The following is a 26,163-nucleotide window of genomic DNA, read 5'->3' as shown; positions in this document are numbered from 1 at the left end:
GGGGCACAAGCCGGTGCCGCACAGGGCGGGGCATCGGCGGTCGGCACATGGTACGCCCGTTGCGCGCCCCGGATCATGGCGATGCGGACAGGATCGTTCGGCGATCGTTTCGTGAGTCGTCTGGTGCGTCGCTTTGATGGCTCAGCGCTGCGGCGGAAGTTCGCTGCCGCGCCGCTTGCGGCCCGTCAGCATGGCGGCGACGAGATTTTCGCGGCCCTTGATGCTCATGGCGATAGCGGCCGCGATGTGCAGCAGAACCAGCCCGAGCAGCGCGTTGGACAGCCAGCGATGGATGTCGATGGGCCAGTCTTCACCCCAGAACGGGTCCAGGCGCGACATCCAGCCGGTGACCGCCAGGGCCAGGATCAGCGCCCACATCGCCAGCATCGTCACGGCGCCCAGCGGCGTGTGGCTGACAAAGCGCGGCGCACGGCCTTGCATCAATGCGCGGCCATAGGCGAGCACGCCAGCGGGACGCGGCAGCCACGCGCCAAAGCGCGCGTGCTCGCTACCCACGAAACCCCACGCGATGCGCGCCAGCACGAGCCCGGCTGCAACATAGCCGACATAGCGGTGCCACGGCCCGCCCGAATCGTCGATCAGGTCATAGCACACGATGGCGGCCACGCCCCAGTGCGTAATGCGCACCACCGGATCCCAGACACGGACCCAGCCGCGCGCGTCTGCAGCCGGAACGCCCATGCCTACTTCCCGATTTCGGATTTGACGATGTCGAGCGTCTTGGTATCGAAGTAGATCTCGGCTTTCTTGCCGTCCTTGGTGGTGCCGTAGATCTCGTAGCAATTGCCGTCGATCTTGAACTTCTTGATGTTGTAGCCCTGGGCTTCGATTTTTGCCTTGGCGTCGGCCTCCGAGATCCATTCCGACTTGGGATGTTTTTCGCAGTTGGCGCCGGCCAGTGCAGCAGTGGAAAACGTTCCGCCTGCGGCCACGATGGCCAATGCGGCAAATGCGGTGGTCTTGTTCATGCCAACTCCAGCAAAAAGCCCCTGATCGGGCGACGTGTGGATGCTAGAGGCAAATGAGACCGATTCTCAATCATGGCTTTCCCGATATGCATGAGTGGTGCATACGAGACAAAAATCGGCAAACGTCATCTCGCTGTCATGCTGCTGAAATAGCCATGCTGTGGACATGGGCTTCATCATTGTTCGCGTTGTGGGACAATCGCGCGCACCGATCAGGGTTTTCCCGGTGTCTGACTGAGAAAAATATCGTATGAAGGTGTCGCATGAAATCGATTGACTGGAAAGACTGGGAAATCTTCTGCCGCGTGGTGGAAGGTGGGGGCTTCACGCAGGGGGCCGAACTGGCGGAAGTTCCAAAGTCGTCGGCAAGCGCCGCGGTGGCACGCCTGGAGGGGCAATTGGGCGTGCGCCTGTTCGAGCGCACCACGCGCCGCGTGCGCGTGACGCAGCGCGGCCAGCAACTCTACGATCGCGTTTCGCCACTGTTTGGCGCGCTGCGGGAAATCAGCGCGGAAGCGGCATCGGTCAGCGACGAGGTCAGTGGCACCATCCGCATCGCCACGCCGTATGAAGTGGGCTCGCAGCATTTGTCACCCACGCTGAATCGTCTGCTCAAGCAGCATCCATCGCTACGCGTACAGCTCGACGTCAGTTGGGATCAGCCCGACCTGATTCGCCACGGTTATGACCTCGCCTTCGTGATGACCGACACGGGCCTGCACGACAGCTCTTTCGCCAGCAAGCGCGTGGTGCTGATCGAGCGCGCCTTCTACGCCGCGCCGTCACTTATCCGCGAGCGCGGTCTGCCTCGCTCGCCGCAGGATCTGGTTGGCTGGCCGACGGTCGGCAATCTGGACGACACGCATTGGGAATTCCTGCGCGACCACGTGGAAACGTTTTCGATGGATGTGCAACCGCGCATTTGCACGCACAACGCGGAAGTGCGGCTCAAGGCTGCGGTGGATGGGCTTGGCATCACGCGCCTGTCGCCGCGTTTCGTGCATGAACAACTGGTGCAAGGGCAACTGGTGCGCGTACTGCCGGGCTACAGTTCGTCGCCGCTGAAGGTTTACGTGCTGATGCCCGCCCGCAAACTGATGCCGGCCAGCGTGCGGGCATTCCTGAACGCGCTGGAAGAAACGCTCGGCGTGCCGGAAACGCGCCGCCCCGCACCGCGCGCCACGCCGCTGCCGGAAGCCGCCCAGGCATCGATCGTCGAGCAACCGGCGGGCGACGACGGCACGCCCACGGTGCTGTCGCTGGAATAGCGGCGGCTCGCCGCGAATCGCGCGCGCCCACCGACGGATCGCCGGAGCCGCGCGCCATCGGCAGCGCACATTGGCGCAAACTTGTCGAAGCCGATTGCGCCGTGCGTCTGCGCCAGGCTCAGTACGGCTGATCGCCGCTGCGCAGATCGAAGGCGAGTGTTTCGGCGATTTCCAGCATTTCGTCGTCATCCTCGCTGCGCGTAATCCAGCCCGCGTAGGCATCGCCGCCGGTATCCCAGTTCCATAGCGTGTAGCCCGCCACGCGCAACTGGTCCGTGGCCAGCTCCATCAGTTCGGGCACGCTGGTGCCTTCCAGAAAATCCTCGTCTTCGGGATCGTCGGTGCCCCAGTCGATTTCCAGATCGATGCGTTCGCAGAGCTGGTTCAGGCAGCCGATAAACGATTCCACGTCTTTCCAGTCGACGTAGAAACCTGCTTCCCAGTCGATGATTTCCTTGATCTGGTAAAGCAGCGCTTCCGCGTCGGCCTCGTCTTCCTCGGCGTCTTCGAGCGCCTCTTCCAGCAGCGCCAGATGACGCGCGCTCTGCTGCGAATCGCCAAGATTGATCAGCGCAAACAGCCGGCTCACGGCGTCCTGTGCGTCGTCTTCCAGTTCGATCGACATGTGCTGCTCCTTTCTCCTTTGATGTCGAAACTTGGCTCAAGCGGCCATTTTGCCGATTTCGCGCTGCCCGTGCGGGGTGACGCGCAGCGCGCGCGAGCGCGTGGTGGCTTCGATCCAGCCGCGCTGCAGCAGCGCTTGCAGCAACGCCGCGCCGAGCGCCCCGCCAAGATGCGGCTTGCGCTCGCTCCAGTCCGGACAGGTGCAGGCGAATTGCCGGCGCTTGCGGCGCGTGGCGTCGAGGTCGATGCCCAGGTGCGTCATCGCCTGCGCGCCATCGCCGGTCAGGTCGACCTGGCTGCCGTGCACGGCCAGCCAGCCCGCCTGCGACATTCGTTCGAAAAGACCCACCGCGAGTTCCCCGGCCATATGGTCGTAGCAGGTGCGCGCCTGCCGCAGCGCGGGCGGTGCGGTTCTGGAGACCGGCACGGCACGCATGCGCGGCGGCTGACTGGCCAGCGAAGCCGTGGCCAGCGCCTCGATGGCGGCACCGATCTCAGGCGCGGCCAGCCGGTAATAGCGATTGCGTCCGCGCGTTTCCACGGCGAGCAGCCCGCCTTCGGACAACCGCGCCAAATGCCCGCTTGTGGACGACGCGGACAACCCCGCAATCATCGCCAACTCCCCGGCCGGCCGCGCGCTGCCGTCCATCAGCGCCCACAACATGGCGGCGCGCCCCGGATCGGCCAGCAATCCAGCCAACTGGCTGATGCCTGGTGCGTATTCCATTGTTCATCGCGGTGTGAAGAGACGGATGCAGTATAGGGCGGGAGCGGTTGATTGGTGGGAGCCAAGGAAATTAAGTCCTTGGAGCGGGGCGGTCAGACGAATTTTCCAGTGCAGCCTTCACCGGAATTCCTCGTCGAACCTTTTTTAGGTTGGAAATCGAAGCGGGACGGCGATGCCGGCTTTACATCGGGCGTTCCATCGCCGTTGATTTGCGCGCTTGATCCCGCGATGCCGAATCGCGCGAATCGCCCCAGCCTTCTACTGCTGCGACATGAACGCGCGAGTGATCGCGCACAGTCTGAAGTGGGCATCGGGCAGCGGCACCAGTAGCGAGCGGGCGGCCAGGGACTGGAGCAGTGCGTGGACGGCGGGCGTGTCGATGCCGGTCAGTGCGGCGGCCTGCGACAGGTTGAAAGGGCCGTTGGCCGCGCACAGGCGCTGCAGCGCGCGACGCTCGTCGCCGGGCAGACGGCCTACGCTCCAGTTCATCGACGCCCTGAGCGAGCGCTGGCGGGGGTGGGTGCAGCGCCGTTGTACGTCGAGCAGCGCATAGCGTGCGTCCACATGATCGAGCAGGCCGAGCACGCCGAATGCGTCGACGCTGGCTGCGGCAAGCTCGATGGCCAGTGGCACGCCTTCCAGCCTGCGGCACAGCGCGGCCACGGTCGGTGCGTCGCGGTCGTTGAGCACGAATTCCGCGGCGCTGGCCTGGGCGCGCGAGACGAACAACTGGACCGCGGCGAACTGCATCGCCGCATGGGCCGTGATCGGCGTGTCGCTCTCCGGCGGCACCGCCAATGGCAGCAGCGGCACGACGCGTTCTTCGGGCAGGCGCAGCGGCTCGCGGCTGGTGGCAAGCACCGACGGCCCCGCCACCGATAGTAGTTGCGCGATGCAGTGCGCAACGGCCGCCGGCGCGGCTTCGCAGCTATCGAATACGATCAGCGTACGCTTGCCGGCCACCGACCGGGCCAGCATGCCGATCTCGTCGCTGGGTGCCACGCCCATCGTGCTGGCCAGTGCACGCGGCAGATGCGCGGCGTCGGACAGCATGCTGACGTCGATGAAGCACACGCCGTCCGCGTCGCGCGGCCAACGATCCACCGCTTCCAGCGCCAGCGTGGTCTTGCCGATGCCGCCCATGCCGACCACCGTGACCAGGCGCGCGGTGTCGAGCTGGATCTGCAGACGCACCGCATCCGCATCGCGTCCGACCATCGCCGCCAGCCGGTGCGGAAGGCCGCCGGGCCACGCGCCGTGCGCGGGCGCATTTGTTATCGGTATCGTGTCGACCGCGCCGTTGTAGCGATAGCCGCGCCCCGGCACGTTTTCGATCGCGGTGCCGTGGCTGCCCAGCGCGCGCCGCAACTGGGCGACCTGCACCCGCAGACTGCTTTCCTCGACAACGAGGCCAGGCCACGCGGCGGCAGTCAGTGTGTCGCGCGACACTACGTCGCCGGCTTGCCGCAGCAGAGCGGCGAGGATGTCGAACGCGCGGCTGCCCAAGGCAAGCGGCTGGCCATGCAGCGTCAGCTGACGCTGCGCCGGCCACATCGTCAACGATCCGCTACGCCACGCCAGCGCGCACTCGGTGGCAACGGTGGCATTGGTGGCATTCGTGGTATCGGTTTCGGCTTCGACGCTCGCCATGTCGGGTGTTGGGTTCATGGCTGCGCGCACGCCTGGGCCAGCGCCTGCGCGGCGCGATAGTCGGCCGTGTCGTGCCCTTCGCTGAAGTGCGCGCAAGTGTCGTGCAACAGGTCGCCGGCCCTGGCTGCATGGCCTTGTTCACGCCACACGCGCGCCAGGCTCAGTGCGGTGCGCAGCGCCCACGCCCGCGCGCCCTGCCGGCGTGCGAGCGCGAGGATGTCCTGGAATGCTTGCGCCGCGGCGATGCGTCCGGCGTCAGTATGACGGTCCGGCGCATGCTCCGCGGCCACGCGCCGCACTTCTGCCATGCACCAGCCCGATACGCCGGCCTGCGCGCGCGATATGGCCAGCGGCGTCAGGAACGGCGCACCGAACGTGGCGTAAAGGTCGGCCTGCTTGCCGCCGGTATGCGCGATGCGGGCGAGCAGATGCTGACGCGCGAGCGGCGACGCGGCCACGGCGCCGTCCTGGTCGCGCAGGCGCAGCGCGGCGTCGAGCAGATCGGTCCAGCCGTGCCATGCCACCAGCGCATGGCGCGCCGAATGTTCGCGCAGGCGCGCGGCGTAGCCGTGCAGCGCAGCTTCGTCGCCGCGCCACAGCGCGATCGGGCACGCGGCAAATGCCAGCGCCTGGGCCAGCGAAAGCGGCATGTCGTCGAGCGCCAGGGCGACGCACTGGTCGGCCATCTCGGCGGCGCTGTCGGCGCTGCCTTCCAGCCATAGCGTGCGCGCGAGCACCAGACGCATGCAGACGCGCCGATCCACCAGCGCGGTGAGATTGTCGACGGGGTGCACCAGCGGGCTTGGGTCATGCGACACGCGCGAGGCCAGTTCGCGCGCGGTGCGGTGATCGCCGAGATAGTGATGCGCCAATGCCAGCGTGTGATCGGCCCAGACCTGCGCGAGCGGATCGGCGTCGCGCGCGGCCAGCGCGCGCATCGCTGCGCCGTGCCGGCGTCCGCCTGCGTAGTCGCCGCGCGCCAGCGCAAGCATGGCGATGCCGGTCAACGCCTGGATATGCGGGCCGGTTTGCGGCAGCGCAGCGGTGGCCGCCAGCGCGCGTTCGTAGGCGTCCTCGGCACCGGCTTCGAGCCCGCGCGTGTGATAGATCAGCGTGCCTAATGCCACGCGCAGGCGCGCCACCAGCGTGGCGTCGAGCGTGACCGCGCCGTCGTCGGCCATCGCCAGCGCACGCGCCGCATAGCCGCAGAATTCGTCGAGCCGCGACAGGTAATAGCCCAGCGGCAGCGCGGCCAGGATCAGCGTGGCGCCCAGATCGGCATCGCCATCGGCCGACAGGGCCCATCCGATGGCGGCGCGCACGTCGTCGATCGCGCCGCCAAAACGGTTGGTCCACCCCGCCTGGCCGAGCGCAGGTTCGTCGATCCATGCGGCGTGCAGCGTGGTGCGCCAGTAGCGTGCGTGGCTGGCCAGCAGGGCGCGCCGCGCGCCACTCTGCGTCAGCCGTTGCCGCGCGTAGGCGCGCGTGGTGCCGGGCAGCCGGTAACGTACGGTCTGCTCGCTGGCGTCGACCGAGACCAGCGATTTCGCCACCAGTGCGGCAATGCCTGCCACCACGTCGCCGCGATCAATCTGCGCGCCGGTCACCACTGCGCGCGCGTCGGCCAGCGTGAAATCGCCGGCAAACACCGATAGCCGCTTCAGCAGCGTGCGCTCGCGTTCTTCGAGCGTGTCGTAGCTCCAGTCCAGCAGCGCGCGCAACGTGCGATGTCGCGGCGGCACCAGTTCGCTGTTCCAGGCTTCGATCTGAAACCGGTTGGCGAGCAGGTCGCGCAGCGTGTCGATGCCGAATGCATGCGCCTGCGCGGCAACCAGTTCGATGGCCAGCGGCATGCCGTCCAGGCTTGCGCACAGATCCACCACGCCGCGCGCGTCGTCGTCCTGCAACTGGAACGTATCGGCGCTATGGATCGCGCGCTCGACGAACAGCTGTACCGCCGCATATCGCATCGCTTCGGCGGCGCTGATCTGTTGCCGGGGCCCGGGCAGCGCCAGCGGCGGCACGCGCTGCACCCATTCGCCGTCGCAGCGCAGCGGTTCCCGGCTGGTGACCAACACGTGCACGCCGGGTGTGGCGCGCAGCAGGGTCAGCACCAGCACCGCCACGGCATCGATCAGATGCTCGCAGCTGTCCAGCACGATCAGCATCCGCCGGTTCGCTAACGCCTGCACCAGCGCGGCGGACGATGTGGCGTCGGAAGTCATGCCCAGCGTGGCGGCGAGTGCGCCGTTGACCAGCGCCGGATCGGCCACGCGGCCCAGGTCGACAAAGCGCACGCCGTCGGCATAGCGCGGCAGCACGCGTTCGGCCAGCGCCAGCGCGATGGTGGTCTTGCCCATGCCGCCCGCGCCGCACAGCGTCAGCAGCCGCCATTCGGGCAGGCTCTGGGCCAGCGCGGCAACGAGGTCGTCGCGGCCGATCATGCGGGTGACACGGGCGGGAAGATTGTGCGATGTGGCGGCGTGTGGCGTGGCGTGCGCGGATGTCGCGGCCGGCGGCTGCCGTGTGACCGGCGCGACAAAGCAGTAGCCGCGTCCCGCCACGCTGGCGATAAACCGCGTGCCGCCCTGGCCATCGCCAAGCAGCTTGCGCAGCGCGCTCAGATGCACGCGCAGCGTCGCTTCCTCGGCATCGCCATCGGGCCATGCCAGGCTGATCAGTTCCTGCTTGCTGACGACTTCGCCGGCGCGCGCCACCAGTGCCAGCAACAGATTGCGCGCGCGCACGCCGATCCGGAGCGGACGGCCGTCTTCCAGCAGCAGGCCATGAGCCGCATGCAGCGTGAAGGGTCCAAAGCGCAACGGAGGGTCGACGAAAGCGGGGGCGGCCTGGGTCATCGATGGGATCGGCTGGCGGCTTGGCGGGCAAGTCACAAGCCGTATTCTGCAAGGTCGGTCCGTCCCGGGCAAATCGGCTGTTCGGAGGAGGACCACTATGTTGCGTCGCCGCAAGGGTGTCGATTATTGCAGCGATTCGTGATTCCTTGGTGATTCCCTGGAGGATTGGCTGGCGATTGTCGCCGGCAGCGGGATAGTAAGCAGGGTGACGGAACAGCGGGGGCTCCCGGCTCCGTCTGGTAATGACGGGGCCGGGAGGGAAACTCTGCGCGAGGCTCGCGCGCAAGGCAAGCGCGCCATGGCGCGCTGTTTTTCTGGTGGGTTTCCGGTTGGTTCTGGTTGGACTTTGGGTTGGTTACTTGTCGGTCCGGGCGCCGTCCGTGTAGGGGTTGTACTTGTCCGAGCGCGCGCCGTCCGTGTACGGATCGTACTTGCCGGTCTTCGCACCGTCGGTGTACGGGTCCGTCTTGGCGGTGGGCGCCAGGTCGGTTCGCGTCGACTGATTGGCGCCATCGGTATAGGCGTCGAACTTGCCAGTCTTGGCGCCATCGGTGTACGGATCGGGTTTGCTGTTCTTCGCGCCGTCGGTGTATGGATCGGCCTTGCCCGCTCTGGCGCCCTGGCTATACGGATCGAACTGCTTGGTTTGCGCGTGTGCCAGCGGCGCCATCGCAACCGCTGCCGCGGCGACGATCAGGCTGGAAAGAAGTGTCTTGCTCATGGGGAGCCTCGCCAGATTGGGCGCGATATCAATGGCCCCGCCCGAGTGCGCCCATTGAAGCCATCGGGCGGGCGGCATGATGCAAGCCGGTTTGCTGCCTCTGCAAGCATAGTCCCTGGCACCATGCCTTGCGGTTCAATGTGGCCGGGATTTACGCGCGCGTGGCGTTTCGCGAACTTGCACCGCCGGCACATCGATCACATCGCCGCTGGCGGTGGCAACCGCCGCGATATCGGGCATCACGGGCATGGCCGGCAGCAGCGCCGGCACGCCGAGCAGATGGCCCCAGGCGTCCATCCACATACGCTGCGTGGCGGCGCCCAGTTCGAGCATTGCCGTGGCGTAGTGCAGCGGAATCGACAGCATCGGTATCTGGCTGGTCCACTGCCGCGCGTAAAGCTCCTCAGGCTCCTGCGGCATGAAGCACGACGCCCAGTCGAATTGCGCTTCCTGCATCATCGACGTAGTGAAATCGGTGTTCAGGCCCATCATTTTTTGCCAGTTTTCCAGCAACGAGTTGTCAAACGGCACAAAGGCCTGCAGCGTGAACGCGGGCATTGGCCAGGTGGGCCAGAGTGGCGTGGATTGGCTTGGCATGCGTGAACCTCCGGTTGAAAAACCTGTGAGAAAAAACTGCGGCAAGCGCGGGATGAGCCACCGGCAAGCGATGCGCGGGCGCTTACGCCCGCATCGCCGCCTCCCGAAGACACGACGACCCATGCTCGGCCATCGCGGTCCATGGGTCAACCCGCGCCGCGCGCGGGCCTTTCGCGATTGGCGATGCATCGCTGGCACGGATGTCGCTGCGCATGCCTTTAACTGGTGCGGCCATGCGCCGCCCGGTGCAGGACATGGTGCAGGACCTCGCACAGGAGACAACGCAAATGGCCGCTTCCTCGACTTCAAAAAAGACCGTTCGCCACCGCCCCCGCAGCGGCGGCGCGCGCCGTCATGCGCGTCGCTGGTCACAGCACGTGACCGAAACCAGCGATGCGATGGACCTCAAAGCCGACATCTTCAAGGCCGATTCGCCCGCGGCCATCGCCGAGTCGCTGAAGCAATCGGCGATGCGCAGCCGTCGCCGCAAAGGCACGCCGTACCAATCGGCAATGTCGATGCTCAATTTCTACATCAACCGCGCCGGGCGCAACCTGCCGAAGACGCGGCGCGCCACGTTGCAGAAAGCCAAGCAAAAACTGCGCGAGGCATTCGGGCGGGCCTAGGCCAGCCCTGTGGCCGTCACTCCTTTGCCGCCGCGCAGGCGTGGCAGGCACAATAGCGGCTCTTCGTGACGGGATCGGGAAATGGAACTGCGGCAACTGCGCTACTTCGTGCACGTGGTGGAACTCGGCAGCATGGGGCAGGCGGCGCAGCGGCTTGGCGTGGTGACATCGGCGCTGAGCCAGCAGATCAGCCGGCTGGAAAGCGAACTGTCGACGCGGCTGCTGCAGCGCACATCCACAGGCGTAGTGCCGACCGATGCCGGCCTGGCGTTCTGGCGGCAGGCACAACTGGCGCTGCGTCATGCGGACGATGCTGCCCATGCCGCGCGCACTGCACGCTTGTCCGGGCACGTCAGCGTGGGCATGGCGCCCAGCACGCTGGCCGTGCTGGGACCAGCGTTCATGCTGGCGATGCGCGAACGCTATCCCGATATTCGCCTGCATCTGGTGGAAAGCCTGTCGGGCGGACTGGCGGCGATGATCGGCGCGCGCCAGCTCGACCTCGCCGTGCTGTTCCAGGAGGAACCGGGCCAGCGCTGGAGCGCGCAGCCGCTACTGGAAGAACGCCTGTTCGTGATTGCTCGTCCCGATCAACCCGGGCTGCCCGCCGCCAAAACGATGCGGCTCGACGACATCGGCGATCTGCCGCTGATCCTGCCCAGCGGCGCGCACGGCCTGCGCGCCGTACTTAACGCAGCGGCCGCGCGCAATCAGCGTCCGCTCAACGTCGTGGCAGAAATCGACGGGCTGGCGGTGTTGATGGATGCCGTTCGCGCGGGCATTGGGGCGACGATCCAGCCCGGCGCGGCCGTGGCGCGGCATCTGGGCGATCCGCTGACGCTGATCGAAATCACCGATGCCGGCGTGAGCCGTCCGAACCGCCTGGTAAGCCTGTCCGACGATGAGCTGTCGCCCGCGGGACTCGCCGCACGCAGCGTGCTCGAACAGGTGGCGCGCCAACTGGTGACTGCCGGCCGCTGGCCCGGCGCGACCCTTCACAAATCCTGAACACCGTCCGCCGGGGCGGGGCTGGCACGCGCGTCGCGCGGCCCGTAGAGTGCGTGGGTCCAACGATGCCAACGATTCCAATAATCCCGCCCGCGTATCCAAAGGGTCGGGAAAGATTCCCCAGGAGACTCGCATGACCCCACGTATGCCGCGCCGCCGCGCGCTCAGGACGCTGGCCGCGGCCGCCATGACCGTCGCGGCCGGCTTTGCCGCCACCGTCGCGCAGGCCGCGCTGGCCGCCGACACCTGGCCGTCCAAGCCGATCACGCTGGTCGTGCCGTTTGCGTCGGGCGGCACCACGGACATCATCGGCCGTGCCGTGGGCCAGCGCCTGGGCGAGGCGCTAGGCCAGCCCGTGGTGGTCGACAACCGGCCCGGCGCGGGTGGCACCATCGGCGGCGCGCTGGTGGCGCGGGCCAATCCCGATGGCTATACGTATCTGCTGGCCACCGTGGCCCACACCATGGCGCCGGGCATCTACAAGACCTTGCCGTACGATTTTCAGAAGGACCTGGAGCCGATCGGCATGGTTGCCCTGACGCCCAACGTGCTGCTGGTCAATCCGTCGATCCCGGCCAGGACGGTGCCGGAGCTGATTGCCTACATCAAGGCCAATCCGGGCAAGGTCAACTATGGGTCGGCCGGTATCGGCAGCACCGAACACCTGTCCGGCGAGCTGTTCCGCGCCTCCACCGGCACCGATATCGCGCATGTGCCGTACAAGGGCGGCGCGCCGATGATGACGGACCTGATCGCCGGCCAGATCCAGATGGCGATCGAAACCAGCCCGTCGGCCAATCCGCATGTGAAGAGCGGCAAGGTGCGCGCGCTGGCCGTGACGTCGGCAAAGCGCTCGGCCGCGTATCCCGGCGTGCCGACCGTGGCCGAAAGCGGCGTGCCCGGTTATGAAGTGACCACGTGGTACGCGCTGATGGCGCCGCGCGCCACGCCCGAGCCGATTCGCCAGCGCATGAGCGCCGAACTGGCGCGTGTGCTCAAGCTGCCCGACGTGCAGAAGCGTTTCGAGGAACAGGGCGTGACCGCGGGCGACATGACGCCGCCGCAGCTGGCCGGCTTTATCAAGACAGAAACCGTCAAGTGGACCAAGGTGGCAAAGGACTCGGGCGCCAAGGCCGAGTGATCGACGCGGCCTGACGATGGCGCGCGCCGTGCTGGCATCGAGCCAATCGCCATTACAACGGCCGCCTACATCGCCCGGCGGATCTCCGCCACGCCGAAGGCCGCCAGCGCCAGACCGGCGATGCGGTCGATCCATTGGCGCACGCGCGCGCCCAGCGCATGGCGCGCGCCGGACACCATCGTCACCAGCACGCACCACCATGCAATCGATCCGCAGAACACGCCCAGCACCGTGGTCATGGCGATGGTGGTCGAGAACGGGCCGCGCGGCGCCAGGGTGGCGAACAGCGCGGCAAACATGATGACGGTCTGCGGATTGGTCAGCGTCAGCAGAAAGGCGCTGGCATAGGCGCGCCACCACGATCCGTTGGCGCGCAGCGTGGCCGGCTGGTCGGCGGGTTTCTGGAAGAACGTACGCAGGCCCAGATAGAGCAGGAACAGCCCCGCCGCGATATGCAGCGGCCTGTCGTAGGCCAGCATGAACTGCGAAACGCCCACCAGCCCAAGCGCTGCGACCAGGCCGTACGCCGCATCGCCGCAGGCAATGCCGAAGCCGATGGCCAGCCCCGCCCGCGGTCCGTCGGTCAGCGTGCGGCGGATGCACAGCACGCCCATCGGGCCCACCGGTGCGGCAACCGCCAGGCCCACGCCGGCGGCAGTCAGGAACAGTGCGGGAAGTGACATGGCGGCGCGGGGCGCAGGGATTCGATCCGGCCGATTCTAGCGGCTACGCGGCCGCTTGCGGTGCGGCGCGCGCCAGCAGTTGCACCAGTTCCACAGCGGGCACGGGGCGGCCGAACAGCCAGCCCTGGCCGTAGTCCACGCCCTGGTCGCGCAGGAAATCGGCCTGCGCCCGGTCCTCGATGCCCTCGGCCACCACCTGCAGCCCGAGCGAGCGCGCCATGGCGATGATATGCGGCGCCACCGTGCTAGATGCCGCCTCCTGGCCGATCGTGTCGACGAACGATTTGTCGATCTTGAGCGCGTCCACCTTGAAGCTCTGCAGATACGACAGGCTGGAATAACCGGTGCCGAAGTCGTCGATATACACCGGATGTCCGGCGTCGCGGAAGGCCTGGATCGTGTCGCGCGCCACATCGGGCTCCAGGAAGCCGCGCTCGGTGGCCTCGATGCGGATCTGGTGCGGCGCGATGCCGGTGCCGCGCAGCCGCGCCGTCAGCACGCCGAGAAAGCGCAGGCTTTTCAAATCTTCCACGCCGACGTTGATCGACACATAGAACGATGGATGGCGGCGCAGCAGCGTGCCGAGTTCGGCCAGCACGATATCGAGCACCTGATCGGTGATCTGCTGGATCAGCCCCGCGTTCTCGGCCATCGGAATGAACAGGTTCGGCCGCACCAGCCGCCCGTGGCGGCGCCAGCGCACCAGCGCCTCGACGCCCACGCAATGGTCGTCGACGAGCGAGACGATCGGCTGATAGTGCACGGCCATTTCGTGGCGCCGCACTGCGCCGCGCAATTCGCCTTCCAGGCTGAAGCGCCGCGTGGCGCGCCGCCAGACCAGGATGCCGAGCGGCACGCCCACGCCCAGTCCCACGATCAGGCCGCCCGCCAGCAGCGCGCGCCAGTTGGCCAGCAGCGCCGCGCGCGGGGCCAGCACCACCACGGCCAGCGGCATGGTGCGCGACTTGCGCAGCACGATGGCCGCGTCGTCGTCGTCCTCGTGCGACGAGCTATTGCCGGTGCCATAGGCGTGGTCGGCATAGGCGCGCTGCAGGCGCGCGAGATTGGCGCCCTGCGTGGCAGCGAAGATGCGGCCGGCGTCGGTCTGCGCCACGCCCAGCTGGCGCGACGCGCGATCGACCACATCGACGAAGATCTGCGGATCCAGGCCCACGTAGTTGCCATTGCGGCCCAGCAGCAGCGAACGACGCGGCGCGGAGAACGGATTGGGCTGGTCGAACCAGTAATCGAGCCCGTCGGGCGTGCGCCAGTCTGGCGGCGGCAACAATAGCTGATTGGCCTGGATGGGGCCCAGCAGTGCCGAACACAGGCGTTTTCCGGCGCGATAGACGCCGGCGTCCTGGATATGGCCATAGGTGTAGGTGATGCGGCGCATTTCCACCAGGTGCGCCGGCGAGCACGATTCGTCGCGCAATGATTCCAGGTCTTGCTGCGCTTGCAGCGCTTGGGACATGACCAATTCGGCGCGCGCGACCGCTGCATCGGCAAATACGTTCAGTTGCTCGGATTCGCGCCGGCTGGCTTCGAGCTGGGCCATGAACACGCCGATTCCCACCGGAACCAGCGTGGCCAGCATGGTCAGCACCATCGTCACAAGCACAAGCCAACTGCGCTGCATCGAAAGCCCTCATAAGACTGCGCCGCACCAGGCGCCCGCGGCGCCCTGCCATTTACGTATCGGATCCGAAACTGTCATCCGCGAGGCCGTCGTGCGCCCGCCGATGGCCGTATGGCGCGCCCGTCAGCCCGCCGGGTGGGCTCCGCAAACGCCGCGCGTTCAGGGGAGCATAGCTAACAATCGTCGATCACGTCTGACACTTCCAGTCCGTTTTTACATTTCCGCGCGTCGTGCCGAACTGCGGCGGCTGCGCCGCGGGCCGCGCGGTCACGCCACGGCGAGGCTGCCATCCACGCGGATTTCGCGGCAGGATTCGTCACAGGGTAATGGAGTTTTGTCTACGCCCGGAGTCATGCCGATGAACGAGAGCCGTCGGGGCAGGGGCCGTGGGGAGGGTGCGGAACGGGGCGGGAGCGGGGCGGGGACGGCGCCCAGGCGGTGGCGGCCGTCGGGAAAAATGGCGCATGCCGGGGCGCCTTGGGCCGTCAGTTGGGGCGGCAACTACGGCGCGCCGCCACTCTGGTGGGCGGCGACGCGCGCATCGTCTTCGCGCGAAGTACGTGGTACCCGAGTCCTAGATGGCCGACTTAAGCACCGCGCCGGTGGCGAAGAAGCTCTGCAGATTGTCGAACACCAGCCCCGCCATGGCGGCGCGCGTTTCATGCGTGCCGCTGGCCACGTGCGGCAGCAGCACGACGTTGTCGAGCGCAAACAGCGCCGGGGGCACGTTTGGCTCGTGCTCGAACACGTCCAGTCCCGCGCCGGCGATGCGCTTGTGCGTGAGCGCGTCGACCAGCGCCGCCTCGTCGACCACGGTGCCGCGCGCGATGTTGATCAGGTAGCCATCCGGGCCCAAGGCCTCCAGCACGCTGGCCGAAATCAGGTGCCGCGTGGCCGGGCCGCCCGAGGTGGCGACGACCAGGAAGTCGGCCCACTTCGCCAGCGCCTCCAGCGACGGCTCGAAGCCGTACGGCAGATCGTCCTGTGCCTTGCGCCCGAAATAGCGCACGTCCATGTCGAAGCCGCTCGAACGCTTGGCGATGACGCGGCCGATGCGGCCCATGCCGACGATGCCCAGACGCTTGCCGCTGACGCGGGTGGTCAGCGGGTACGGGCCTTTGGTCCATTCGCCGCGCCGCACGTAGCGATCGGCCGCGCTGACCTGGCGTGCGGCATCCATCAGCAATGCAAACGCGGTGTCGGCCACGCAGTCGTTGAGCACGTCGGGCGTGTAGCCCACCGCGATGCCGCGGGCGCGCGCGGTGTCGAGGTCGAGCTTGTCCAGGCCGACGCCGAAGCTTGAAATCACGCGCAGGTTCGGCAGCGCGGCCAGCATGGCGGCATCGACACCCGTGGCCGCGCGCGTGGTCATCGCCACGAATTCGCCGCCATGTTGCGCGAGGTATGCGGCCGGATCGCTTTCGGCCCAGAGCGGATGCACGTCGAAATGCTCGGCCAGGCGGGCTTCGGTCTGTTCGGGAAGCCGGCCGTGCTGCAGGAGGCGGGGTTTCATGCGAGGAGAGTCCTTGTTTTGCGTGGTTGGCTTGCTTGGCTGTGCCTGAATCGGCGAGGGCGCGGCTCAGTCTGCGCTCAGGTGATTATCGGCGATGATCCTTGCGTAACGCTTGCGGTCGTTAGCGATGGTCTGCGCAAACTGCTGAGGCGAGCTGCCCACCGGTATGGCACCCTGGTCCACCAACTGCTTTTTCACTTCCGGTATCGCCACCACCTTGTGCACGTCCGCGGCGATCTTGTCGACGATTTCCTTGGGCGTGCCGGCCGGCGCGAGCAGCCCCACCCACGAGCCCGATTCGGCGTTCTGGATGCCGGCCTCGGCCAGCGTCGGCACATCGGGCATCGACGGCGAGCGCACCGTGCCGGTCACGGCCAGCGCGCGCAGCTTGCCGGCCTTCACATGGCCAGCGGTTTCCAGGATCGATGCGAACAGCATGTCGACGTTGCCGGCCATCAGGTCGGTCATCGCCGCGCCGCCGCCCTTGTAGGGCACGTGCAGCATGTCGGTGCCGGTCGCCAGCTTGAAGATTTCGCCCGACAGATGCGGCGATCCACCTGTGCCCGAACTGGCAAACGTGAGCTTGCCGGGCTTTGCCTTGGCCAGCGCCACCAACTCCTTCGGCGTGCGGGCCGGCAGGCTTGGCGTGACCACCAGCGCGAACGGCAGCTCCGCCATCATCGTCACGGGCACGAAGCCGTCCGGGTTGTAGTTCAGCTTTTTGTAGAGAAACGGATTGATCGATTGCGTGCCGACGTTACCGGCAACCAGCGTGTAGCCGTCGGGCTTGGCGCGCGCGGTCAACTCCAGGCCCACGTTGCCCGCGGCGCCGGGACGATTGTCGACCACCACCGGCTGGCCCCACAGCTGTGCCAGACGCTGCGCAACCAGCCGCGTGCCGATGTCGGTGCCGCCGCCGGGCGTGAACGGCACGATGATGGTGACCGCGCGCGTCGGCCACGCCGGGGTTTGCGCGTGCGCGGCAAAGGTAAGGGTCGCCGCAGCGACGGTCGCTGCGATCCGGGCAATCTTCAACATGGGTGTCTCCTGATATTTTTTTGTGGGGTTCCTGCGGAGCGCGCGTACGGGAAGCGCGCGCGTCCGCATGGCGGCAATCTCAGCGGCGCTGCGCTTGTCGCCACGCGGCAAAGTCCTGCCGCGCCTCTTCGGTGGTGGGCGGATAGAGCCCGATGATCGAGCGTCCACCGCGCACCTGTTCGGTGACGAAGTCTTCGAACGCGGTCATCTCCACGGCCTCGGCGGCAATCTCCTGCGCCATCTCGCGCGGGATGACCACCACGCCCTCGGCATCGCCGACGATCACGTCGCCGGGAAACACCGCGACGTCGCCGCAGCCGATCGGCACATTGAATTCCAGCGCCTGATGCAGCGTCAGGTTGGTGGGCGCGGACGGGCGCTGGTGATAGGCCGGCATGGGCATCTGCGCGATCTCGGGCGAATCGCGAAAGCCGCCGTCGGTGACGATGCCGGCGCCGCCGCGCTGCATCAGGCGCGTTACCAGGATCGATCCGGCCGACGCGGCGCGCGCATCCTTGCGGCTGTCGATGACCAGTACCGCGCCGGGCGGGCATTGTTCGATAGCCTGGCGTTGCGGATGGTTGGGGTCCTGGAACACCGTGATCGGATTGAGGTCCTCGCGCGCGGGGATGTAGCGCAGCGTGAAGGCTTCGCCAACCATCGTGCCGGCGGCCGGATTCAACGGGCGCACATCCTGGATGAACTGGTTGCGCAAGCCGCGTTTGAACAGCGCGGTGCACAGCGTAGCGGTGCTGACGGTCTTCAGTGCATCGCGCAGGGAGGGATCGAGCTGGGTCATCGGCAATCTCATCAGTAGATGCTCGGTTCGCCCACGGGGTCGCCGAAGTCGGTTTGCAGGTAGTCGAAATCGCAGCCGTCGTTGGCCTGCCGCACATGGCGCGAGAACATGTAGCCGTAGCCGCGCATGTAGCGCGGCGGCAGCGGCGTCCATTTGGCGCGGCGCGCGGCCAGCTCTTCGTCGGACACTTCCAGATGGATGCGGCGCTGTTCGATATCGACCGTGATCAGGTCGCCGGTGCGCACCAGCGCAAACGGGCCGCCGATGTACGCCTCGGGCGCCACGTGCAGGATGCACGCGCCGTAGCTGGTGCCGCTCATGCGCGCGTCGGACATGCGCAGCATGTCGCGCACGCCTTGCTTTACCAGCTTCTTCGGAATCGGCAGCATGCCCCATTCGGGCATGCCGGGGCCGCCTTGCGGGCCGGCGTTGCGCAGGATCAGCACGTGGTCGGCGGTGACGTCGAGGTCCTCGTTCTCGACCGCGGCCTTCAGCGACGGATAGTCGTCGAACACCAGCGCAGGGCCAGTATGTTTGAAGAAGCGTTTCTCGCACGCGCTGGGCTTGATCACGCAGCCGTCCGGCGCGATATTGCCGCGCAGCACCGCCAGTGCGCCTTCCTGATACAGCGCGTTGTCGGTGGTGCGGATTACATCGTCGTTGTAGACCTGTGCGCCGACGATATTCTCGCCGAGCGTGCGGCCCGTGACGGTCGGCGCATCGAGCTGCAGCTTGTCGCGGATGCGGCTCATCAGCGCGGGCAGACCGCCGGCGTAGAAGAAGTCCTCCATCAGGTAGGTGTCGCCGCTCGGCCGGATATTTGCGATCACCGGCACATGGCGGCTCACGCGGTCGAAATCGTCCAGGCCGATGTCGTGTCCCGCGCGCCGCGCCATCGCAATCACGTGGATGATCGCGTTGGTCGAGCAGCCCATCGCCATGGCCACGGCGATCGCATTTTCAAACGACGCGCGCGTCTGGATGCGCGCCGGGGTCAGGTCTTCCCACACCATGTCGACGATGCGCCGGCCTGCCTCGGAGCACATGCGGATGTGGTTGGCGTCGGCCGCCGGAATCGACGACGCGCCAGGCAGCGACATGCCGATGGCCTCGGCGATCGCGGTCATCGTGCTGGCCGTGCCCATCGTCATGCAGGTGCCGTGGCTGCGCGCGATGCCGGCTTCGATGCCGATCCATTCGGTCTTGCTGATGTTGCCGGCGCGCCGTTCGTCCCAGAACTTCCAGGCGTCGGAACCGGAGCCGAGCACCTGGCCCTTGTAGTTGCCCCGCAGCATCGGCCCGGCCGGCACGTAGATGGCCGGCACGCCCGCGCTGGTGGCGCCCATCAGCAGGCCGGGCGTGGTCTTGTCGCAGCCGCCCATCAGCACCGCGCCGTCGATCGGATGCGAGCGGATCAGTTCCTCGGTCTCGATGGCCAGCAGGTTGCGATAGAGCATCGTGGTCGGCTTGACCGAGCTTTCGGACAAGGAAATGGCCGGCAGTTCCACCGGGAAACCGCCGGCCTGCAGGATGCCGCGCTTGACGTCTTCCACGCGCTGCTTGAAGTGCGAATGGCAGGGATTGATGTCCGACCACGTGTTGATGATGGCGATGAGCGGCTTGCCCATCCATTCGTCGGGCGCGTAGCCCATCTGCATGATGCGGGAGCGGTGCCCGGAGGACCGCAGGTCGTCCGGGGCGAACCAGCGCGCACTGCGCAGCTGGTCCGGCGTCTTTCGGGGAGCCGTCATGGTTGTCTCTTCCATTGGTGGAATGGGTCGGTCATTCTTTTGTGCGCAACCGAGGTTGTACGATGACCTTGTTTTGGCGATTAGAGCACTAATATATTAGTACGTCAACGCGCGGTGCCGTGGGCACGTTCGGCTAGAATCGCGCCCACGACACATTCCCGATCCAATGGCCGTTTCCGTTCCCAATCCTCCGCAGCCGTTCCACTACGACCGCACGCGCCAGGCGGCGCCGCAGGTGTTCGAGCACCTGCGCGACCTGATCATCTCGCTGGTGCTGCCGCCGAACACGGTACTGTCGCGTCCCGAACTGGCGCTCCAGTACGGCATCAGCCAGACCCCGGTGCGCGATGCGTTGATGCGGCTGGCCGAGGAAGGACTGGTCGATGTGTTTCCCCAGCACGCCACGCGCGTGAGCCGCATCGATGTGGCGCTGGCGTGGCAGGCGCACTTTCTGCGGCGCTCGGTGGAACTGGAAATCGTGCGCACGCTGGCTGCAGCGCCTGACGCCGCGCTGGTGGAGCGGTTGCGCGCCACCGTGGCGCGCCAGCAGCGCATGCTGGACGCCGGGGACCTCGCTGAATTCAACGCCAACGACCAGCAATTCCACCGGCAAATGTACGAGGCCGCCGCGGTGCCCGATCTGTTCGGACTGGTGCGACGCCAGAGCGGCCATCTGGACCGTCTGCGCCGCTTGCATCTGCCGATTCCGGGCAAGGCGCTGGCGGTATTGCGCGACCACACGGCCATCGTCGAGGCAATTGCAGCCGGCGACGCGGACCGCGCGGAAGCGGCGCTGCGCGAACATCTGTCAGGCACGCTCGCCAACGTGGCGGAAATCCGCGCGCGATTTGGTGCCTATCTGCGCTGAGCGTTTCCAGCCCGATCGGCGCCGGGCACAAGCAGGCGTTTGTTTTTGGCAACGCCGCAAGTGACGATTTACCCGCCACATGGGTATTGCCACAGTGATTGGATCTATCGCTTGCAGGGAATTTGTCGATACGCTCGCGGGATTGTTAGATTTCAGATATTTCCTTCCCGGGCAGGCTTGCGATGTCGGTCAGAGTCACGATTACCACCAGCGACCAACTGGGGCAGGTGCTCCAGGGCGCGCGCAAGATCGCGGGGCTCACGCAGGCGGACGCCGCCGCGCGGCTGGCCATCAGCCAGAGCCGTATTTCCCATATGGAACTGAATCCCGAGACGATCAGCGTTTCTCAACTGCTGGCGCTGCTGGGCGCCTACGAACTGGATCTGGTCATCGAGCCGCGCACCGTCAGCGATGCCGTCATCGAGCGACTCGACTGGTAGGCAGGTGCCGCCGGTCGCGCCCGGGAGCCGTCGGCCATCGCGAGGGCGCGGCAGCCGGGCGCCGCGGGGCGGCCGCGCTCAGGGCAGATAGCCCAGCAGGCGCCACCACAGATAGTCCAGCGGCAACAGCGCCACCACGGTGATGGCCGCCATCGTCAGGCACAGGCGCGTGCCGTGCCGGAGGCCCACGCCGCCCAACTGCATTGCAATCACGATTGGCGGCGATTGATACGGGAAAAACACCGTCGAAAACACCGGCACCTGCAACATCAGCACCGATTCCAGCGGCAGTCCGGTGGCGCTGGCCAGGTCGCGCGCCAGCGGCGTCAGCACGGCGGGCAGCGCCGGCAGTGTCGACATCATGCCCAGTACCGCCCCCATTGCGCCGATGGTGCCAACGTTGGCGGCCGTGTGCCCCGGCGTGAGCGGCAACACGTGCAGCAGGCCCGCACTGATGGCGCTGCCCAGGCCGGTCGATTCCACCACCGCGCCCAGCCCAAGAAAACCGGCCACGTAGATCAGCGGCACCAGATGCACCTGTTCGCTGAGCGCCTTGGGCGAAACCAGACCGATGCCCGGCAACAGGCAGACGATGCAGGCCGCCAGCGAAATCCACGCCGGCGAGATGCCGTGCCATGCATCGGTGGCGAACCCTGCCACCGCCAGCGCCAGGATGATCGCCAGCACGCGCTCCTGCGCGCCCATTGCGCCGCGCGCGGCCACCGGTTGCGGCGTCATCGGACCGTTTTCCGGAAACAGCCTGCAGATCACCCAGATCAGCACAACGGTCTTCAGCGCGCCGAGCACCGGAAAATGCAGCAGCAGATAACTGCCATAGCTGAGGTTGATGTTGTAGAGCGAACTGGCGGCGCCCAGCAGCACGCTGTTGGGAATATTGGCGGGCAGGATAGCCGTGGGCGGCATGTAGCTGGCCGCCGCGACAGTCATCACCATGCCGATGCGGCCGTTCGACCCTGGCGCAAAGCCAAGGCGGTCGGCCAGCGCCAGTACGATCGGCATCAGCAGCAGCACGCGACCCGTGGTGGACGGCATCAGAAAGGCCAGCCCGACCGCGCTGAGCGCCACCGTCGTGATCACTTGCGGATAGGTGCCCACGCGCTTGTGGAAGATGATGTCGGCCAGCCGCAGCGCCAGGCCGGTGCTGCGCAGCGCCACGCCGGTGACCGCGCCGCCGAACATCAGCCACCACGCGGTGGACGTAAAGCCCGAGAACACCACGGTAGGCGGGGCGATGTGGAACACCACCGCGCTCAGGAAAAACAGCAGCGTGGCGGTGGGTTCCGGCAGCACGCCGACGGCCCAGCAGCACACCGTCGAGGCCACCAGCGCGCCGGCCCAGATCAGCGCGGGCGGCGCGTGCAGCGCGCTGCCGGCAATCCATACCGCGGCGATGCAGGCGCCGATCATCACGGCGGCGCGGATCGAATCGGCAGGGCGGCCAGCCAGCGGACCGGGGTTGGGGGGCGGCAGATCGGGACGCGCCTGGGCGCGACCGGGAAGGGCTGACATGGCAGGCGTCTCGCTTGAGGCCCGGGCACGCTGGCGGCCCGGTGTTCTTATGGGCGGAGCGTCCGATGGACGGCTTCCGCTGGTCCGCTATCGTAGGGTTGTATGACTTTGCAGGCAACTGCCGCGGCGGCGTCGGGACGCGGTAGTCGGGCGAGCCGGAACCGACCACGCTGTCCGGCGCGGGCTCCGTGGTGCGAGCGGGGCGGCGTGGCCGGGTGGCGGGTGGAGCGGGTTCTGGGCGGTCACGGAGCGCCAGACAGCCAGGCAGCTGGATAACGGCCGTCCAGCGTCAGCGGGTCTTGCGGAACGTGAGGTTGATGCGTTCGCGCCCGGTTAGTGCGTGGTCACCTTCGGCCAGCGGGGCAATTCCATGGAACACCAGACGCGACGGTCCGCCCCACACCACCACATCGCCATGCGCCAGCCGCACCCGCGTGGGCCGATCCGCGCGTTGCAGGCCGCCCCACAGAAACACCGCCGGCAAGCCCAGCGATACCGAGACGATCGGCGCGCGCAGGTCGAGTTCGTCGCGGTCCTGATGCAGCGACAGCCGCGTCCCGGGCAAATAGCGATTGATCAGGCACGCATCGGGCGCGAATCCCGCATAGCCGGCCGCCGCCGCGGCGTCTTCGGCCAGGGTGCGGAACAGTTGCGGCATCGCCGGCCAGGGCCGCTCCGTTTCGGGATCGACAGCGTCGTAGCGATATCCGCTGCGGTCCGACACCCACCCGCGCTCGCCGCAATTGGTCATCGCCACCGACATGCGCAGCCCGCCCGGCGTAATCAGATGCCGGAACGGTGAGCCTGCGCTGACTTCGCTCACAGCCGCCAACAGTCCAACCCCGGCCTCGCGCGCAAAGCCCCGCAACACCATCGCGCCCGGCGCCAGCGCCTCGCTGCGCGGCGGGTCGTCAGGATCGGGCGGCAGGGCGTCGAACAGGTCGAAGGTCATGGCGGCTTTGACTCACCTGCCGCAGCAGCGCGCCATGCCTTCCAGCAGCGCCTTGTGGAACGTTTGCGGCTCCTGCATTTGCGGCGCGTGGCCCAGCTCGGGGAATTCCACCAGCGTGGTGTTGGGTATCGCGCGGGCGGTGAGCTTGGCCAGTTCCGGATAGCGGCCCAGCTTGGGCTGGATATCGGGCGGTGCGGCGTCCTTGCCGATGGCGGTGGTGTCCTTGTCGCCGATCATCAGCAGCGTTGGCGCCTGGATCGCGCCCATTTCATAGACCACGGGCTGCGTGTAGATCATGTCGTACAGCAGCGCCGAATTCCACGCCACGATCTGCTTGCCCGGGCCGCGATACATGCCGGCCAGCATCTGCACCCACGGCTCGTATTCGGGCTTCCACTGGTTCACGTAGTAGGTCGACTTTTCGTAGTTGCGGATGCGGTCGGCGGTCGTGTTCAGTTCCCGCGCATACCATTGGTCCACCGACAGCGACGGCACGCCCTTGGCTTTCCAGTCCTCCAGGCCGATCGGGTTGACCAGCACCAGTTGCCGGGTTTCCTGCGGGTACATCAGCGCATAGCGCATGGCCAGCATGCCGCCGGTGGAATGGCCGATCACGGTGACATCGCCGATGCCGATCGACGCCAGCAGCGCATGGGTGTTACGCGCCAGTTGCTGGAACGTGTACTGGTACTGCGCGGGTTTGGTCGACTTGCAGAAGCCGACCTGGTCGGGCGCGACGACGCGATAGCCCGCGCCGCTGAGTTGGCGGATCGTTTCCTGCCAGGTGGCGCCGCAGAAGTTCTTGCCGTGCAGCAACACCACGGCGCGGCCGTTCGGCTTTTCCGGCTGGATGTCCATGAATGCCATGTCCAGCGCCTGGCCTTGCGACGTGAACTTGTAGTGCTGCACTGGATAGGGATAGTCGAATCCCTCCAGTTGGGCGCCGTAGGCCGGGCCGTCGTCGGCGGCATGGGCAAGCGATGTGGTCAGCGCAAACGCTGCAACCAGCACGGAGAAAAATCTGGACATGGTCGGGGGCCTCTGGACGGGAATCGGAATCGTCGCACAGATGACCATGCCGCGCCGGATGAAGTTCCGGCCGGCTGCCCGCGCATTGGCCGCGTGGCGGTCGCGGTTCCTGGCGCGCGGCGGGGCCGCGCGGGAGAAATGTGGCGGTGAGGGAGGGGCGCGCGGGCCTGGGCCGGCGCGCCGTGTGATCAGGCGAAGGTGTCGACCTCGCCGCGCGCCAGTGCGCGGGCCGGGCGCTGCGCGGCGGGTGCCGGGGTCGGCGCGCTGTCGCTGCCGAAGCCCATGGCCTGGCCGAAGCTGCCGCCGTTGCCGCCCTGGCGTTGCGACTGTTGCTGTTGCTGCTGGCCGCCGTTGCCGGCCTGCGCAAAGCTGTCTGCGCCCACCGATGCCTGGCCAAGCTGAATACCGGCTTCGGCCATCGACGTGCGCAGATGCGGCAGTGCGGCTTCCACCGCGGCGCGTACGGCCTGATGCGGCGAAACGAACTGCGCCTGGGCCTGATCGTTGACCACGTTCAGCACCACTTTCAGCGGACCCAGGTTGGGCGGATTGAGATCGAGTTCGGCCGTCTGGTTGCCTTGCGTCGACATGCGCACCATCTGCTGGCCCAGCGCCTGCGACCACTGGCTATCGCCCACGTTCGGGGCGATCACCGGACGCGCGGCAGCGGCGGTGGCAGCGGCTTGAGCGCTGTGCGTCGGCGCCTGTGCGGCGATGGCCGATGCCAGCGTGGCGGCGCTGCTGGTGTTGGTGGCGCCGGTATCCACCGCCTCGCCGGTGCGCGCCGCGGCTTGTGCCGCGGCATACGGCGACACCGTCTGCGTGGCCTGCGGGGCTGCGCCGGTGTCGGCTGGGGGCAGTGCGGGCGCGTTCGCGTGGCCAAGGTTGGCATGCTGCTGGCCCGCGTTCTGGCCGCGCGCGTCCTGCGCGTTGGCCTGGACCGGCGTGGTGACGGCGGCGGCGATCTTGTCGGCCGTGGTCGGCGCGTTGTTTTGCAGCGCAGCGCGTTGCTGGGCGATCAGCGCCAGCGTGTCGGTGGGGCTGGCGGTGGTGCCGCGCGCAGCGGTGTCGACCGTGGCGGCCGGCAACTGCGCGTCGGCCTGCGCCTGCAACGCGGCGGCCTCGGCAGCGGGGGTGGCGGGCGCGGCGTTCGGGGCGGCGCTGGCCGCGGCGGCACTGGCTGCGGCCGAAGCGGCGGTTTGTGCCGGCATCGTCGGCAGTCCGGCGATGGTTGCGGCGCCGGCATCGGCGCCAGCGGCCTGAGCGCCGGCCGGCGTGGGGTTGGCCGGTTGCGTCAGCAACGCGGCAGCGGCCAGTGCCGCGGCGGCTGCGGCGGCATCGGCCGAAGCGGCGCTGTCCGTATCGTCATCGCTGTGTGCGGCGTCGCCGGTCTTGGGGTCCTTCGCATCCGACTTCGCGACCTTGCTGGCATCCTTCTGCGGCAGCGCATTGTTCGGCGCGGGCTGCGGCTTCTGCGCGGCGGCGTCCTTCGATGCATCGGTCTGCTTGCCGGTGTCCTTGGCGGGCGCCTTGGACGGTGATGCGGCGGCCGGCGCGCCCTGCTGGTTGTCCTGTCGCGCGCGCGACAGCACGTCCTGGAACATCTTGCCGTCGGCGCCCTTGGCGGCAACGTCGGGCGTCTTCAGGTTGGTCAGGGCTGCGGCGGCGTTGCCGACGATCTGGCTGATATCGATCATGGTCTGTTCTGGCAG

The 26,163-nt window shown here is 67.5% G+C and carries 24 protein-coding genes; 6 read left to right on the top strand and 18 right to left on the bottom strand.

Annotation, left to right across the window (positions count from 1 at the left end):
• Window positions 1–141 precede the first annotated feature (141 nt).
• Together AC1RKI_RS21675 and AC1RKI_RS21670 are read right to left on the bottom strand one after the other, a co-directional pair.
• The gene (locus AC1RKI_RS21675; protein ID WP_244788363.1) at window positions 142–702 is read right to left on the bottom strand and encodes a cytochrome b/b6 domain-containing protein; all 561 of its coding nucleotides are present in this window, start codon (window positions 700–702) and stop codon (window positions 142–144) included.
• Window positions 703–704: 2 nt separating this feature from the next.
• Window positions 705–989, bottom strand: a complete 285-nt coding sequence (locus tag AC1RKI_RS21670) for a PepSY domain-containing protein (RefSeq protein WP_061953715.1) — start codon at window positions 987–989, stop codon at window positions 705–707.
• A gap of 263 nt (window positions 990–1,252) precedes the next feature.
• On the opposite strand from AC1RKI_RS21670, the gene AC1RKI_RS21665 reads away from it, so the two are divergent.
• Window positions 1,253–2,257 (top strand): LysR family transcriptional regulator, encoded by a 1,005-nt coding sequence (locus AC1RKI_RS21665; RefSeq protein WP_150979799.1) that lies wholly within the window; start codon window positions 1,253–1,255, stop codon window positions 2,255–2,257.
• Between the two features lie 118 nt (window positions 2,258–2,375).
• Here the strand turns inward: AC1RKI_RS21665 and AC1RKI_RS21660 are convergent, their stop codons facing one another.
• From AC1RKI_RS21660 to AC1RKI_RS21635, 6 genes are all read right to left on the bottom strand, one after another.
• Window positions 2,376–2,882, bottom strand: coding sequence for a DUF6630 family protein (locus AC1RKI_RS21660; RefSeq protein ID WP_061953711.1), 507 nt, complete (start codon window positions 2,880–2,882; stop codon window positions 2,376–2,378).
• Window positions 2,883–2,918: 36 nt separating this feature from the next.
• A complete protein-coding gene (locus AC1RKI_RS21655) occupies window positions 2,919–3,608 on the bottom strand; it encodes an ArsR/SmtB family transcription factor (RefSeq protein WP_150979800.1) in 690 nt (229 codons plus the stop codon).
• A gap of 258 nt (window positions 3,609–3,866) precedes the next feature.
• Entirely contained in the window at window positions 3,867–5,276 is a 1,410-nt protein-coding gene (locus tag AC1RKI_RS21650; RefSeq protein ID WP_492797061.1) for an ATP-binding protein, read from the bottom strand.
• Entirely contained in the window at window positions 5,273–8,116 is a 2,844-nt protein-coding gene (locus AC1RKI_RS21645) for an ATP-binding protein (RefSeq protein WP_492797059.1), read from the bottom strand. Before AC1RKI_RS21645 ends, AC1RKI_RS21650 begins: the two co-directional genes overlap by 4 nt.
• Before the next feature lie 355 nt (window positions 8,117–8,471).
• On the bottom strand, window positions 8,472–8,837 hold the full coding sequence (locus AC1RKI_RS21640; RefSeq protein WP_061953702.1) for a hypothetical protein: 366 nt from the start codon (window positions 8,835–8,837) through the stop codon (window positions 8,472–8,474).
• A gap of 135 nt (window positions 8,838–8,972) precedes the next feature.
• The gene (locus AC1RKI_RS21635) at window positions 8,973–9,434 is read right to left on the bottom strand and encodes a polyhydroxyalkanoate granule-associated phasin (protein WP_227460669.1); all 462 of its coding nucleotides are present in this window, start codon (window positions 9,432–9,434) and stop codon (window positions 8,973–8,975) included.
• Window positions 9,435–9,721: 287 nt separating this feature from the next.
• On the opposite strand from AC1RKI_RS21635, the gene AC1RKI_RS21630 reads away from it, so the two are divergent.
• The 3 genes from AC1RKI_RS21630 (at window position 9,722) to AC1RKI_RS21620 (ending at window position 12,209) form a co-directional block, all read left to right on the top strand.
• A complete protein-coding gene (locus AC1RKI_RS21630) occupies window positions 9,722–10,060 on the top strand; it encodes a DUF3175 domain-containing protein (RefSeq protein ID WP_061953752.1) in 339 nt (112 codons plus the stop codon).
• A gap of 81 nt (window positions 10,061–10,141) precedes the next feature.
• Entirely contained in the window at window positions 10,142–11,068 is a 927-nt protein-coding gene (locus tag AC1RKI_RS21625; protein ID WP_061953698.1) for a LysR family transcriptional regulator, read from the top strand.
• Window positions 11,069–11,201: 133 nt separating this feature from the next.
• Window positions 11,202–12,209, top strand: a complete 1,008-nt coding sequence (locus AC1RKI_RS21620) for a tripartite tricarboxylate transporter substrate binding protein (RefSeq protein WP_492797056.1) — start codon at window positions 11,202–11,204, stop codon at window positions 12,207–12,209.
• Between the two features lie 65 nt (window positions 12,210–12,274).
• Here AC1RKI_RS21620 and AC1RKI_RS21615 read toward each other — a convergent pair whose 3' ends face one another.
• The 6 genes from AC1RKI_RS21615 to araD all read right to left on the bottom strand — a co-directional run bounded on the left by AC1RKI_RS21615 (window position 12,275) and on the right by araD (window position 19,632).
• Complete coding sequence (locus tag AC1RKI_RS21615; protein WP_492797054.1) at window positions 12,275–12,892, bottom strand: LysE family translocator; 618 nt, start codon at window positions 12,890–12,892, stop codon at window positions 12,275–12,277.
• A 43-nt stretch (window positions 12,893–12,935) separates the two neighbouring features.
• Window positions 12,936–14,531 (bottom strand): EAL domain-containing protein, encoded by a 1,596-nt coding sequence (locus tag AC1RKI_RS21610; protein ID WP_227460671.1) that lies wholly within the window; start codon window positions 14,529–14,531, stop codon window positions 12,936–12,938.
• Window positions 14,532–15,105: 574 nt separating this feature from the next.
• On the bottom strand, window positions 15,106–16,044 hold the full coding sequence (locus AC1RKI_RS21605; RefSeq protein ID WP_061953689.1) for a 2-hydroxyacid dehydrogenase: 939 nt from the start codon (window positions 16,042–16,044) through the stop codon (window positions 15,106–15,108).
• Window positions 16,045–16,110: 66 nt separating this feature from the next.
• Window positions 16,111–17,082 (bottom strand): Bug family tripartite tricarboxylate transporter substrate binding protein, encoded by a 972-nt coding sequence (locus tag AC1RKI_RS21600; RefSeq protein WP_492797051.1) that lies wholly within the window; start codon window positions 17,080–17,082, stop codon window positions 16,111–16,113.
• Between the two features lie 79 nt (window positions 17,083–17,161).
• Window positions 17,162–17,881: a ribonuclease activity regulator RraA gene (locus tag AC1RKI_RS21595; RefSeq protein WP_490713487.1), complete on the bottom strand. Its 720-nt coding sequence runs from the start codon at window positions 17,879–17,881 to the stop codon at window positions 17,162–17,164.
• 11 nt (window positions 17,882–17,892) lie between these two features.
• Entirely contained in the window at window positions 17,893–19,632 is a 1,740-nt protein-coding gene (gene araD / locus AC1RKI_RS21590) for an L-arabinonate dehydratase (protein ID WP_492797049.1), read from the bottom strand.
• A gap of 166 nt (window positions 19,633–19,798) precedes the next feature.
• Here araD and AC1RKI_RS21585 point away from each other — a divergent pair, with 166 nt between their 5' ends.
• Together AC1RKI_RS21585 and AC1RKI_RS21580 are read left to right on the top strand one after the other, a co-directional pair.
• Window positions 19,799–20,500, top strand: a complete 702-nt coding sequence (locus tag AC1RKI_RS21585; RefSeq protein WP_492797047.1) for a GntR family transcriptional regulator — start codon at window positions 19,799–19,801, stop codon at window positions 20,498–20,500.
• Window positions 20,501–20,682: 182 nt separating this feature from the next.
• Window positions 20,683–20,940 (top strand): helix-turn-helix domain-containing protein, encoded by a 258-nt coding sequence (locus tag AC1RKI_RS21580; protein WP_061953681.1) that lies wholly within the window; start codon window positions 20,683–20,685, stop codon window positions 20,938–20,940.
• 78 nt (window positions 20,941–21,018) lie between these two features.
• Here AC1RKI_RS21580 and AC1RKI_RS21575 read toward each other — a convergent pair whose 3' ends face one another.
• The 4 genes from AC1RKI_RS21575 to AC1RKI_RS21560 form a co-directional block, all read right to left on the bottom strand.
• Window positions 21,019–22,470 carry an SLC13 family permease gene (locus tag AC1RKI_RS21575; protein WP_227460675.1) on the bottom strand — a complete coding sequence of 484 codons (1,452 nt, stop codon included), beginning with the start codon at window positions 22,468–22,470 and terminating at the stop codon, window positions 21,019–21,021.
• 289 nt (window positions 22,471–22,759) lie between these two features.
• Window positions 22,760–23,422 (bottom strand): DNA oxidative demethylase AlkB, encoded by a 663-nt coding sequence (gene alkB, locus AC1RKI_RS21570; protein ID WP_492797045.1) that lies wholly within the window; start codon window positions 23,420–23,422, stop codon window positions 22,760–22,762.
• A gap of 12 nt (window positions 23,423–23,434) precedes the next feature.
• On the bottom strand, window positions 23,435–24,451 hold the full coding sequence (locus AC1RKI_RS21565) for an alpha/beta fold hydrolase (protein ID WP_061953675.1): 1,017 nt from the start codon (window positions 24,449–24,451) through the stop codon (window positions 23,435–23,437).
• Between the two features lie 188 nt (window positions 24,452–24,639).
• Window positions 24,640–26,148, bottom strand: a complete 1,509-nt coding sequence (locus AC1RKI_RS21560) for a flagellar hook-length control protein FliK (RefSeq protein WP_492797043.1) — start codon at window positions 26,146–26,148, stop codon at window positions 24,640–24,642.
• Between the last annotated feature and the right edge of the window lie 15 nt (window positions 26,149–26,163).

The sequence above is a fragment of the Cupriavidus sp. GW822-FHT06G04 genome (assembly GCF_058799075.1).
Note: the sequence above shows the minus strand (reverse complement) of the source record. Positions and strands in the feature narration are given on the sequence as shown.